This is a genomic window from Vogesella perlucida (assembly GCF_979366545.1).
In genome coordinates, this window is record NZ_CEETRO010000009.1 from 1 (window position 1) to 12,032 (window position 12,032).

General features: G+C 61.1%; 14 protein-coding genes. 4 read left to right on the forward strand and 10 right to left on the reverse strand.

Features of this window, described 5'->3' with window-relative positions:
* Nucleotides 1-260: 260 nt before the first annotated feature.
* Genes ACZ9XP_RS13235 through ACZ9XP_RS13245 form a run of 3 tightly spaced genes read right to left on the reverse strand, consistent with a single transcriptional unit; the run spans nucleotide 261 to nucleotide 1,838 of the window.
* Nucleotides 261-722, reverse strand: a complete 462-nt coding sequence (locus ACZ9XP_RS13235) for a SixA phosphatase family protein (RefSeq protein WP_147689241.1) — start codon at nucleotides 720-722, stop codon at nucleotides 261-263.
* Between the two features lie 58 nt (nucleotides 723-780).
* On the reverse strand, nucleotides 781-1,485 hold the full coding sequence (locus ACZ9XP_RS13240) for an LrgB family protein (protein ID WP_465188572.1): 705 nt from the start codon (nucleotides 1,483-1,485) through the stop codon (nucleotides 781-783).
* Entirely contained in the window at nucleotides 1,482-1,838 is a 357-nt protein-coding gene (locus ACZ9XP_RS13245) for a CidA/LrgA family protein (protein ID WP_465188573.1), read from the reverse strand. Before ACZ9XP_RS13245 ends, ACZ9XP_RS13240 begins: the two co-directional genes overlap by 4 nt.
* A 69-nt stretch (nucleotides 1,839-1,907) precedes the next feature.
* Here ACZ9XP_RS13245 and ACZ9XP_RS13250 point away from each other — a divergent pair, with 69 nt between their 5' ends.
* The 3 genes from ACZ9XP_RS13250 (at nucleotide 1,908) to ACZ9XP_RS13260 (ending at nucleotide 3,811) form a co-directional block, all read left to right on the forward strand.
* Nucleotides 1,908-2,441, forward strand: coding sequence for a chorismate--pyruvate lyase family protein (locus tag ACZ9XP_RS13250; protein WP_465188574.1), 534 nt, complete (start codon nucleotides 1,908-1,910; stop codon nucleotides 2,439-2,441).
* Nucleotides 2,438-3,316 (forward strand): 4-hydroxybenzoate octaprenyltransferase, encoded by an 879-nt coding sequence (gene ubiA, locus ACZ9XP_RS13255; protein WP_438696868.1) that lies wholly within the window; start codon nucleotides 2,438-2,440, stop codon nucleotides 3,314-3,316. Before ACZ9XP_RS13250 ends, ubiA begins: the two co-directional genes overlap by 4 nt.
* A gap of 180 nt (nucleotides 3,317-3,496) precedes the next feature.
* A complete protein-coding gene (locus ACZ9XP_RS13260; protein ID WP_465188575.1) occupies nucleotides 3,497-3,811 on the forward strand; it encodes a DUF2322 family protein in 315 nt (104 codons plus the stop codon).
* Between the two features lie 88 nt (nucleotides 3,812-3,899).
* Here ACZ9XP_RS13260 and ACZ9XP_RS13265 read toward each other — a convergent pair whose 3' ends face one another.
* The 7 genes from ACZ9XP_RS13265 to purM all read right to left on the reverse strand — a co-directional run bounded on the left by ACZ9XP_RS13265 (nucleotide 3,900) and on the right by purM (nucleotide 10,857).
* Entirely contained in the window at nucleotides 3,900-5,144 is a 1,245-nt protein-coding gene (locus ACZ9XP_RS13265) for a uracil-xanthine permease family protein (protein ID WP_147689235.1), read from the reverse strand.
* A gap of 174 nt (nucleotides 5,145-5,318) precedes the next feature.
* Nucleotides 5,319-5,951 carry a uracil phosphoribosyltransferase gene (upp, locus tag ACZ9XP_RS13270; protein WP_017509997.1) on the reverse strand — a complete coding sequence of 211 codons (633 nt, stop codon included), beginning with the start codon at nucleotides 5,949-5,951 and terminating at the stop codon, nucleotides 5,319-5,321.
* Between the two features lie 318 nt (nucleotides 5,952-6,269).
* A complete protein-coding gene (gene grxD, locus ACZ9XP_RS13275; RefSeq protein ID WP_206211521.1) occupies nucleotides 6,270-6,593 on the reverse strand; it encodes a Grx4 family monothiol glutaredoxin in 324 nt (107 codons plus the stop codon).
* 75 nt (nucleotides 6,594-6,668) lie between these two features.
* Nucleotides 6,669-7,922 carry an RsmB/NOP family class I SAM-dependent RNA methyltransferase gene (locus tag ACZ9XP_RS13280; protein ID WP_465188576.1) on the reverse strand — a complete coding sequence of 418 codons (1,254 nt, stop codon included), beginning with the start codon at nucleotides 7,920-7,922 and terminating at the stop codon, nucleotides 6,669-6,671.
* Nucleotides 7,906-9,084 carry a DUF3108 domain-containing protein gene (locus tag ACZ9XP_RS13285; protein WP_465188577.1) on the reverse strand — a complete coding sequence of 393 codons (1,179 nt, stop codon included), beginning with the start codon at nucleotides 9,082-9,084 and terminating at the stop codon, nucleotides 7,906-7,908. The genes ACZ9XP_RS13280 and ACZ9XP_RS13285 overlap by 17 nt, the downstream gene beginning before the upstream one ends.
* Entirely contained in the window at nucleotides 9,081-9,719 is a 639-nt protein-coding gene (purN, locus tag ACZ9XP_RS13290; RefSeq protein WP_438697294.1) for a phosphoribosylglycinamide formyltransferase, read from the reverse strand. The genes ACZ9XP_RS13285 and purN overlap by 4 nt, the downstream gene beginning before the upstream one ends.
* A gap of 100 nt (nucleotides 9,720-9,819) precedes the next feature.
* Entirely contained in the window at nucleotides 9,820-10,857 is a 1,038-nt protein-coding gene (gene purM / locus ACZ9XP_RS13295; RefSeq protein WP_465188578.1) for a phosphoribosylformylglycinamidine cyclo-ligase, read from the reverse strand.
* Nucleotides 10,858-10,949: 92 nt separating this feature from the next.
* Between purM and ACZ9XP_RS13300 the strand changes: the two genes are divergently transcribed.
* Nucleotides 10,950-12,026 carry an AI-2E family transporter gene (locus ACZ9XP_RS13300; protein ID WP_465188579.1) on the forward strand — a complete coding sequence of 359 codons (1,077 nt, stop codon included), beginning with the start codon at nucleotides 10,950-10,952 and terminating at the stop codon, nucleotides 12,024-12,026.
* Nucleotides 12,027-12,032: the final 6 nt, after the last annotated feature.

Below are 12,032 nucleotides of genomic sequence, written 5' to 3' on the forward strand. Positions count from 1 at the left end.
TCTTTGCAGTGCAAGTATTTGGCTTAGCCAGACACTTACACCTATCGGTTATTTGGTCTGTTAAAGAGCGGTGCTGACTGCTTGTTTCGTTTGCGTCGTCAGCTGAGGAGGCGAACTATACCCACCCCGCCCACACCCGTCAACACTTGCACCGCAATAAACTGCAAGTATTTGCTTAAGATGTTGATTTGCAACGGCACAAAAAAGCAAAAAAGTTGGCCGCAGGCGGCCAACTTGATGATGTGTACGGCTTACCCGGCTTAAAGTGATTCGAGCATGGCAGGTGTCATCATGGCTTTGAGGCGGATTTGTTCAATGCCATGGCGTTCGCGATGGTTCAGCCACCAGATGGAGCCCTTTTTCACGCTCCACAATAGTGGCTGCTCGCTAAGCAATGTGGCCGCCAGGCGGCCAATGTAAGGCTGGTGCCCTACCAGAACAATGGTTTTGCCACATTCCGGCCAGCCAACAGCGGCCAGCACTTCTTCTACTGAAGCATCCGGGTTCAATGCCGGCAGGATCTCGTAGCTTTTTGCCAGGAAGGCGGCGGTTTGCTGGGAGCGTACGGCTTCCGATGCCAGCAAACGGTAATTGTCGGGTAGCTGCTTGTGCAGCCAGTCGGCCATCCGACGGGCTTGTTGTTGGCCGCGACGGGTGAGTGCGCGGGCCAGGTCGTCATTGCCGTCTTCGGCTTCGGCGTGTCGCCACAGAATCAGGTCCATGGGTGCTCCTCGTTAGAATGTTGTTGTGTTTATGGTGTTGCAGTGTACGTGGGTGCCATTACAGCAGGTAGTGCACCAGAATGGGGGCAAGGATGGCCGTAAACAAGCCTGTGAGCCCCATGGCCAGCCCGGCAAAGGCTCCCGCTGTTTCTGACAGCTGGAAAACGCGCGCGGTACCGATACCGTGCGCCGCCACGCCAGTGGCGACACCCAGCACGACATCATCGTGGATACGCAGCAGCTGTATCAGCGGCTTGGCGCAGATGGCACCGATGATGCCGGTGACGATGACGAAGGTCGCCGCCAGCGCGGGGATCCCCCCCAGCACGTCAGCCACGCCCATGGCAATGGGGGTGGTGGCAGAACGCGGCGCCAGCGACAGCACCATGCTGCGAGGCATATCAAACAGCAGGCCTGCACAGACCGCAGTCACCACGCCGGCAGCGCTACCGATAATAATGGCCAGCAAGATGGGCAGACCACTTTTACGTAACCGCCCCAGGTTGTTGTACAGCGGGATAGCCAGCGCCACAGTCACCGGCCCGAGCAGAAACTGGATAAAGCCAGCGCCTTTCATGTACTGCTGGAAATCCATGCCCAGCAGCAGCAATACCGCAATCACCATGACCGCCCCCATCAGCACCGTATTCGCCAGCGGGTGGCCGTGATAGCGGCGGCTGAGAGTCAGCGCGGTGCGGTAGGCGGCCAACGTTAGCAGCAGGCCGGTGAGCGGGGCGTTTTGCACCCAGGCCAGTACGCTCATACCGGCCTCCTGCGTTTCTGCCACCACAGCCCCAGCTGTAACACCAGCGCGGTGATGATAAACGTAGACAGCGTGGCCACCACTAGCAGGATGGGCAGGCTAAGCGGGTGCGCCGATAGCATGGGCCAAAACGCCAGAATGCCCACACCGGCAGGAATGAACAGCAGCGACATATGGGTCATCAGCCGCGGGATGTTGTCGCGCAGCGCGTGTGGCACGCCACGGCGTGCGCACAGCGTAATAAACAGCAGCAGCATGCCCAGCACGGCGCCAGGCACCGGCCAGCCCAGGCTACGGGCGATGACTTCGCCGATGAACTGATACGCCAGCAGCCAGATAAAGGTTTCGATCATGGCAATAAGAATACAAGGTTGGCCGCAAGGGCAGGACAGCACAAAGCACGTTTTGGCATAATGCCGCCCATGGATGAAAAACAACGCTGGTCGGCTACGCTGCCGGCATGCAGCCCTTTACTGGCAGCGTGCATGGCGACACGTGGCTCGCTGACCGAACACTTGATGGCAACCGGCCACCCCTTTGCGGTAGACGTGCTGGCGCAAGGCCATACGACTATCTACGCCGACGAGGCGGAACTGCTGCAGATTAGCGCAAAGCAACCGGTTTATGCCAGACACGTTCGATTAATGCTGAATGGCGAAGCCGTGGTGGTAGCACGCAGTATTACCCTGCAAGACAGCCAGGCCTGGCGCCCGATACTGGAGCGCGGCAGCCGCTCGCTGGGGCTTACCCTGTTTGGCGGCCTGCCCGGCCTGGGGCGCGAAGCGCTGCAGTTCCTGCAAACCGCCGCCCCGCACCCGCTGCATACCCTGGCCAGCGCCCACGATACCCACCATGCGCCACAGCTGGGCGCCCGCCGCTGCCGCTTTACCCTGGCCAACTCCCCGCTGCTGGTAAGCGAGGTGTTTTTACCGGCCCTGGAGAATTACCTGCGATGAACACCGCCCTGCTGCGCGAACGCGCAACGGTCTATGGCCAACTGATGCGCGTAGACCGGCCCATCGGCACCCTGCTATTGCTCTGGCCCACACTATGGGGCCTGTGGCTGGCATCCAAAGGCCGGCCAGACTGGCTGGTGCTGCTGGTTTTTGTCCTGGGTACCTTTCTGATGCGCTCGGCCGGCTGCGTGATTAACGATTATGCCGACCGCCATTTTGACGCCCACGTAGCGCGCACCGCCCAGCGCCCGTTTGCCCGCGGTGCCGTCACCGAAAAAGAGGCGCTATGGTTGGCCGCAGGGCTGGCGCTGCTCAGCCTGCTGCTGGTGCTGCCGATGAACAGCCTGACGCTGCTGATGAGCATCCCGGCGGTACTGCTCGCGGCGACTTACCCGTTCACCAAGCGTTTCTTTCCGCTACCGCAGGCTTATCTGGGGCTGGCATTTTCGTTTGGCATTCCCATGGCCTATGCCGCACAAACCGGCCGCGTGGACAGCACCGCGTGGTGGCTGCTGGCGGCCAACCTGTTCTGGACGGTAGCCTACGACACCGCCTACGCCATGGCCGATAAACCAGACGACCTGAAAATCGGCATCAAGACCTCGGCCATTACCTTTGGCGACTACGACGTGGCCGCCATCATGCTGTGCCATGGCGTGTTCATGGCGCTAATGCTGGGCTTGGGCTGGCAGCTAGGGCTGGGCTGGCCCTACTTTGGCGGCCTGGCGATCTCGGCCGTATTGATCGGCAAGCAGTATGGCGAGATCCGCACCCGCGACCGCGCCCTGTGCTTCAAGGCTTTTCTGGATAATAACCGCGTCGGTGCGGTGATATTTGCCAGCCTGCTGCTGGAGTACGGGCTGCTTGCCCACTAAGCCTCGCCAGCAGAGGCCTGGTGCACGGCCCGGCTATGTGTACTGTCTGCGTCGGCGCCGCAGAGACACGATGTGCTGGGGGCAGCAGCGCCAGGCATCACGCTGAAAAATTTCGATAACATTAGCTGGAAATTTCAGCGCCATGCACCAAACTCCCTTTATTCACTACCGGAGTTTTTCATGCCCTCTTTTGCCGACATTCTGCCCACCCTGCCCGCCATCGACCATCTCACCGCGCTGACGCTGCATAATGCTGCAGGCGAGCAAGTGGCGCTGATAGAAGCCAAACCCGGCTCCAGCGGCTCGGTGCGGCTGTATCATGCCCTGTGGCTGCAGCACGGCTGTATCAACCACGCCGCTGCGCAGCAAGGGCTGGCGCTGTATGCCGAGCACACGGCCGACGCGCTGGCTTTCCCCGGCAAGCACCCCAATATCGACCGCTTGCTGGCTATCGGCCCCAATGATGCGCTGAGCGTGCAGCTGGTGCTGGCCTGATACCAAGCCCCTAACGCAAAACACCCCGCCGTAGCGGGGTGTTTTACCAGATAGACAGCTTGGCCGCAGCCTGCGGCCAACTAGCAGGCTAGATGTCCTGCCCTTCCACGATACCGTCGTGGCTGGCCGACTTGCCTGGCAGTATCAGGTTGAGAATCAGCGCCAGCACCGAGCACAGGCCCACACCCACCAGGCCGAAGGAGCCGAACTTCAGCTCCAGGCCGCCGATACCGGCCGTCAGCACCACCGAGATGATCACCAGGTTGCGCGGCTCCATCAGGTCTACCTTGGCTTCAATCAGCGTTTTCAGGCCAATGGAAGCGATGGTACCGAACAGCAGCACCATGATGCCGCCCATGACCGGCATGGGGATGGACTGCAGCAGCGCGTTGAACTTGCCAAAGAACGCCATGGCAATGGCAAAAATCGCCGCCCAGGTCATCACCACCGGGTTGAAGTTGCGGGTAATCATCACCGCGCCGGTTACTTCAGCGTAAGTGGTAACGGGTGGGCCACCGATCAGGCCGGCCACGCATACGCCCAGGCCGTCACCAGCCAGCGTGCGGTGCAGGCCAGGGGTCTTGGTGTAGTCCTTGCCGGTAACACCGCCAATGGCCATCACGCCACCGATGTGTTCAATCGCCGGGGCAATGGCCACCGGCAGCATGAACAACGCCGCTGCCCAGTTGACTTCCGGGCTGTGGAAGACCGGCGTAGCAAACCACGGTGCGTTGGCAACCTTGGCAAAATCCACCACGCCCATGAAGGCTGCGGCGATATAGCCCACGGTCACCCCCGCCAGGATCGGCACCAGCTTGAACATGCCGCGGGCGTAGATCGATACCGCAATGGTGGTCGCCAGCGAGATGGCCGCCAGCAGCAGCGAGGTTTCATACGGCATCACCTGTTGGCCGCCCGCACGACCCATGGCCATATTGGATGCGGCACCGGCTACCGACAGGCCGATGATCATGATCACCGGGCCGATTACCACTGGCGGCAGCAGCTTGTTGACCAGCGCCATGCCGCGCCATTTCACGATGGCAGCAAACACAAAGTACATGAAGCCGGCAAAGAACAAGCCGAACATGGTGGCGCCCTGCCCCCAGGTTTGCATCGAATAAATGATGGGGCCGATAAAGGCAAAAGAAGAGCCCAGGAAGATGGGCACCTGGCGGCCGGTACACAACTGGAACAGCAAGGTGCCCAAGCCGGCGCCCAGCAGTGCCATGGCGGGGTTCAGGCCGGTAAGCAACGGCACCAGAACCAGCGCGCCAAAGGCGACGAACAGGATCTGGGCGCCGGACAGGGCCACTTTCACTTGTTGGAACATAGGTTTTACCTTCTTGTTGTTGAATGCTTTGTGCCTGCAGCGGCATGACACCGCCCAATACATGACCGCCTCACCCAGCGGGCGATCAAACCGCGCCCTGGCCTGCTGATGCTGCCCACAAGGTTGGCCGCGGCTGCAAAAAAGCCGCTTTTGCAAGCGGCTGTCTGCCAGGTATCAGGCGTGTTTGGTACCGAATATCTTGTCGCCGGCATCACCCAGACCCGGGATGATGTAACCGTGCTCGTTCAGGTGGCTATCCAGCGAGGCGGCCACGATCTGCACGTCCGGGTGGGCGTCGTTTACCGCTTTCACGCCTTCCGGTGCCGCCACCATCACCACCGCCTTGATGTGCTTGCAGCCATTGCGCTTGAGCAGGTCGATGGTGGCAATCAGCGAGCCACCGGTGGCCAGCATCGGATCGATGATCATGGCGATGCGCTCGTCCAGATTGCCGACAAACTTTTCGAAGTACGACACCGGCTCCAGGGTTTCTTCGTTACGCGCCAGGCCTACCACGCTGATCTTGGCCGACGGCACCAGATCAAGCACGCCGTCCAGCATGCCGATACCGGCGCGCAGGATAGGTACCACGGTGACTTTCTTGCCTTTGATTTGCTGCACGTCGATCGGGCCGCACCAGCCATCGATGGTAACGGTTTCCAGCTCGAAATCACGGGTGGCTTCATAAGCCAGCAGGCGAGCCAGCTCCTGGGTCAGCAGGCGGAATTTCATGGTGCTGATATCGCCCTCGCGCAGCAGGCCGAGTTTGTGTTGTACCAGCGGGTGATTGACTACGGTGATGTTCATGCTCTTCCCAAACCTTGGCAAAAAGCGGCTGCGTCAGGCTGGCGCCCGTGCAAACCGCTTTTCTTGATACGGAAAACCGGCCGCCAGGCGGCAGCCGGTTCGCTAAATTGGTATGGGGCGATATTGTACAAGCAAACAGCTGTTTGCAGCCATGCCCTGCGTACAGGGTTTTCCCTGTTTCATGCGGCCAACTGTGCCAGATCAAACAGTGCAGCACGCCGTATCTGCAGGCGACACCCATAAAAAGACAAACCCTGCCACAGCAAAGGGCAGGGTTTGCAGCTCACGACAGCCGCACGCGCGGGCTGCCTGGCAGGATCAGGACGCTGCGATGTCTTTCAGCAGTTCCTGCAGCTCGCCGGCTTGGTACATCTCGTACATGATGTCCGAGCCGCCAACGAACTCGCCGTTCACGTACAGCTGCGGGATGGTCGGCCAGTTGGCGTAGTCCTTGATGCCCTGGCGTACTTCCGGGTCGGCCAGCACATCGACGGTCACAAACTTCTCAACGCCACAGGCCTTGATGATTTGTACGGCACGGCTGGAAAAACCGCACTGCGGGAAGGTGGCGGAGCCTTTCATGTACAGCACGACCGGGTTTTCGGTAACGGTCTGGCGGATGGTGTCCTGAATCGACATGATCTTCCTTTTGCATTAATGGCCGGGCGATTACCCGACAAATTCAATCGACTATTCTAGGGCCGCTGGCGCTGCGACTCAAGCCTTGCGCTGCAACACGGCGGCAAAAAAACCGTCACTGTTATGCAGGTGCGGGCGCAGGCTCAGGTAATCGCCGGTATCCAGCGCAATTTTCATCTCGGCCAGCAGGGTGTTGGCTGGCAGCAGCTCGAAATCCGGGTGGCTTTCCAGAAACGCCTTCACGATGTCCTGGTTTTCTGCCGGCAGCAGGCTGCAGGTGGCGTACACCAGGCGGCCGCCGGCGCGCACCAAGCGCGAGGCCGAGGCCAGAATGGCGGTTTGCTTGGCGTTCAGCTCGGCTACGCTTTCCGGGCTCTGGCGGTATTTCAGGTCCGGGTTGCGGCGCAGGGTACCCAGGCCGGAGCATGGCGCATCGACCAGTACGCGGTCGGCTTTGCCGGCCAGGCGTTTTACCTTGGTGTCGTTCTCGTGTGCGATCAGGGTGCTGTTCACGTTGGACAGGCCGGAGCGCGCCAGACGCGGCTTCAGGTTGGCCAGGCGTTTTTCCGAGATATCAAACGCGTACAGGCGGCCGCTGGAAGCCATCTGCGCGCCCAGCAGCAGGGTTTTGCCACCGGCACCGGCGCAGAAATCCACGACCATTTCGCCACGGCGCGCGCCGGTCAGCAGGCCCAGCAGCTGGCTGCCTTCGTCTTGTACTTCGATGGCGCCGCCGACAAACAGCGGGTGACGGGCCAGCGCCGGCTTGCCTTTCAGGCGGATACCGATAGGCGAATACGGGGTAGGCTCGCAGGCAATGCCGGAATCCTGCAGCTGGATCAGAGCGTCGTCACGCTTCATTTTCAGGGTATTCACGCGCAGGTCCAGCGGTGCGTAAGACGCCAGGCCTTTACCCAGCGCAATCACCTCGCCCTCTTCCTGCTCGCCCAGCAGGCCGATCACCCAGCCTGGCAGGCCGGAGCGGGCGCTCAGGTCGTCCGGCAGCTCGGCGCCTTTTACCGATGCCAGCCATTCGCGCTCGGTTTCTTTCATCACGCCATCCAGCTCGCGCAGGTTGGTCCCACCGATACGCACCAGGGTAGCCAGCGCCAGGCGACGCGAGTTCACCTGCTTGCCACACAGCGGGCGCAGGGTTTCCAGGTGGCGCAGGCAGGCAAAGGCGGTTTCGGCAATCAGGTGACGGTCGGTGCCGCCCAGCTTGCTATGCTGGCGGAAATGCGCGGTGAGCACGGCGTCGGCCGGGCGGTCAAAGCGCAGCATGGCAAACAGTACCTGTTCCAGGTGGTTGAATTGGCTAACGTTTACTTTCATTGTCTTGTCTCGGTTGTCGTGGCGGCTGTTTCCACACAGTGTCGCCATCTAGTTCAATCAGATTCGCACGCAGCTCGAAGCGCTTGTCTTTGTCTGCGCGCAGGATACGCAGCGGAATATTGGCAAAGTCGGGCGCTAGCCAGAATTCGGTAAGCTCGCCCTCTTCACGCACGCGGATGACCACGGCGCGAATCACCCCCGCGCCTGTGTCGAAATCGGTTTCCCCTTCTGGCCGCAGCACCATGCGGTACACTTTTTTGCCATTGGTGATCTGAATGGGTGCCTCCCCCATCTTCTTGCCACGCAGCGCCAGCTGCACGCCTAGGCTGAGCCAGTCTTGCGCCCCCGGCTGCAGGGGCTCAGACTTGTGTTCCTTATCGCCATAGGCCAGCGTGGCCGCTGCCCAGTCAAAACGGGCATACTCGCGCGGCTCGCCATTCCGCGTGGCCTTGAAGCTGTCCGGCCGCAAGCCCTGCGGCGTGACGCTGCCGACGGTTTCGTAGCGCAGCTTGGGGCCCACCACCGGCGTAACATCGGTGATCAAACTATAGCTGCTGCCATCGCGTTGCCAGCGCATCTCGCCACTGCCCAGCAAGACACCAGACAGGTACAGGCCGTACTGCATGCGCGCTGCGGCGGGGAAGCGGGTAATGCGCTCGTCCGGCTTAACCACTTTGTCGCTATCCGCATCGGTATGGTCAGCCGGTTTGCTGGCTACCTCTGCCTGCGGTGCACTTGCCTGCCTGGCAGGGTTGGCCGCGTTGGCCATGGGTGTGCTGGCCTCGGCCTGCGCTACCTGATGATCTGGTGCTGGCGGCACGGCGGCTACCGCACTGGCGGCATGCCGTGGCTTGGCCTTGGCCGGGCTAGCCGGTGCTTTCTTTGGCTTCGGCTTGGGCTTGTCGGCCACCGGTTGCGACGCTTCGCCAGCGGGCACACCCAGCGTACCGGGGATGCGCGGGGCGCTCAACGCGGGCGGCTTGGGTATATCCAGCTGCATGTCTTGCAGCGTGGCGCTGAGCTTGCGCAGCGCCGGGTCTTCCGGCATGTCGATGCTGTCAAACGACACCAGCCCGCTGCCCAGCGCCAACAGGTGCGCCAGCAGGGACAGGATAAAGGCCACCGCCATCAGGCTGGCAGCCGGTTTACGCCAGCGCTTCAATGCGGTGCCGGTACCATCAGTGCTGCCTGAGCCTGGCTAGCGGCTACGCCCGTGACACGGCTGCCACGCACCTGCAGCTGGCCGGCAACAAACTGGCGCACGGCCTGCGGATACAGCTGGTGCTCCAGCGCCAGCACGCGGTTGGCCAGCGCGGCTTCGGTATCGTCGTCCAACACCGGCACCACGCCCTGGGCTACGATCGGGCCGTGGTCCAGCTCGGCGGTGACGAAATGCACGGTGCAGCCGGCAACCTTGCAGCCCATATCGATAGCACGCTGGTGCGTGTGCAGGCCGGGGAAAGACGGCAGCAGCGAGGGGTGAATATTCAGCATGCGGCCTTCGTAGCGGGCGGTAAACGCAGGCGTCAGGATACGCATGAAACCGGCCAGCACCACCAGATCGGGGGCGAAAGCGTCGATTTCGCTCGCCAGGCGCTCGTCAAACGCTTCGCGGCTGGCAAACTGCTTGTGGTCCAGGCCGACGGTGGCAATGCCACGCTCGGCAGCCCAGGCCAGGCCAGCGGCGTCGGGGCGGTTGGCGATCACGGCAGCAATACGGGCGCCGGCGATCCGGGCATCGACGATGGCTTGCATATTGGAGCCACGGCCGGAAATCAGGATGACGATGTTTTTCATGTCAGCAGTCAGAAACGGTTATGCAGTAGCAGAAAAGATTGGCCGCAAACAGAAACGCCGCCAGCACTGCCGGCGGCGCTTTGCCTTAGCCAGACAGGGTTTAGCCTACCTGGGTCTGGTGCTCGTCGCCGTTACGGGCGCGAATCACGCCAATGCGCGATACGGTTTCGCCCTGCTCGGTCAGGAAGGCCGCTGCCGCGTCGGCATCCGCCGCGTCCACGATCACGACCATGCCGATACCACAGTTGAAGGTGCGGTACATTTCCTGTGCATCCACATTGCCTTCGGCCTGCAGCCACTGGAACAGCTTGGGCATGGTCCAGCTAGCGGCATCGATCTGGGCCACGGTGTTTACCGGCAGAACGCGCGGGGTGTTTTCGGTAATGCCGCCACCGGTGATGTGCGCCATGCCTTTTACCGTCAGCTTCTCCATCAGCGCCAACAGGGGCTTCACGTAGATGCGGGTCGGGGCAATAACGGCCTCACGCAGGGTTTTGTCGCCGTCAAAGGCAGCGTCCAGGTCTGGCTGGGCGCGCTCGATGATCTTGCGCACCAGGCTGTAACCGTTGGAGTGCACACCGTTGGATTTCAGGCCCAGAACCACATCGCCCGGCTTGATGTCGCGGCCGGTGATGACCTTGCTCTTTTCAACCACGCCAACGGCAAAGCCGGCCAGGTCGTATTCGCCTACCGGGTACATGCCCGGCATTTCGGCGGTTTCACCACCGATCAGTGCGCAGCCTGCTTGCTCGCAGCCTTCGGCGATGCCCTTGATGACGTCGGTAGCTTGCGGTACATCCAGCTTGCCGCAGGCAAAGTAGTCAAGGAAGAACAGAGGTTCGGCGCCTTGTACCAGAATGTCGTTGACACTCATGGCCACCAGGTCGATGCCGACGGTATCATGCTTGTTCCAGTCAAAGGCGAGCTTCAACTTGGTACCGACGCCGTCAGTACCGGAAACCAGTACCGGCTCTTGGTATTTTTTGGAAATTTCCACCAGTGCGCCGAAACCGCCGAGGCCACCGAGGACTTCCGGACGCATGGTGCGTTTGGCAAACGGCTTGATGTTTTCGACGAGCGCGTCGCCTGCATCGATATCGACGCCGGCATCACGGTAACTGAGGGACGTGGTGTTCAAGGTAAACTCGCTTTCTGCTAACGTGATCGTTTTGCTGCTTTGAGCGCCCTGGGCTCTTGGCCCAAAGCGGCTGTATTTTAACTGAAAAGACAATGGAACGCTCCCGCTCTGTTTATCTTCCGTGGTTGATTATCGCTATCGCGCTGGCAGCCTTGCTATGGCTGGCTGGCAGGCTGGCGGGCGTACTGGCACCTTTTGTCACCGCGGCCATCCTGGCCTATATCCTGGACCCGGCAGTAGACCGGCTGCAGGAGAAAGGCCTGTCGCGCACCAGCTCGCTGCTGCTGGTGATGGCAGGCGGGTTTATTGCCATTCTGGGGTTGATCCTGATTGTGGTGCCCATGCTGGTATCACAAGCACAAGCGCTGGCAGCACGGCTACCCGTACTGGTGGATTTTGTGCAACACCAAGCCCTGCCGCGCATCAACGCCTGGCTGGGCACCAGCTTGAGCATAGACAGCGACAGCTGGCGCAGCGTGCTGAGCCAGAATGCCGGCAATGTGCGCCAGACCATTACCCGCGTAGCGCCGCAGCTTACCCATGGCGGGGCGCTGCTGCTGTCCAGCCTGGCCAACCTCAGCCTGCTGCCTATTCTTCTTTATTACTTCTTGCACGGCTGGGACGATATGGTGGTGCGCATTGCCAGCCTGATACCACGGCGCTGGGAAGCCGAAGTTGGCCGCATCGCACGCGAAGTCGACAGCATGCTGGGGCAGTTTCTGCGCGGCCAGCTGTCGGTCATGCTGATCATGGCGGCCATTTACGGTGGCGGGCTATGGCTGGTGGGTCTGGATTCGGGCGTAGCCATCGGCATTATTGCCGGCCTGCTGGTTTTCATCCCCTATCTGGGCGCCTTTCTGGGCCTGCTGCTGGCCACGCTGGCTGCCGTGCTGCAGTACGACAGCGCCAGCGGCATCCTGATGGTGTGGGGCGTATTCATGGTAGGGCAAATGCTGGAAAGCTTTCTGGTGACCCCCTATCTGGTGGGCGAGCGCATCGGCCTGTCGCCGATGACCGTGATCTTTGCGCTGATGGCGTTTGGCGAGCTGATGGGCTTTGTCGGCATCCTGCTGGCGCTGCCGCTTTCTGCCATTAGCGTGATTCTGATGCGCCATCTGGTCAGACATTATTTCAATAGTGGCTTTTATCAGCGTAAAATCGGCCCCTGACTCTTT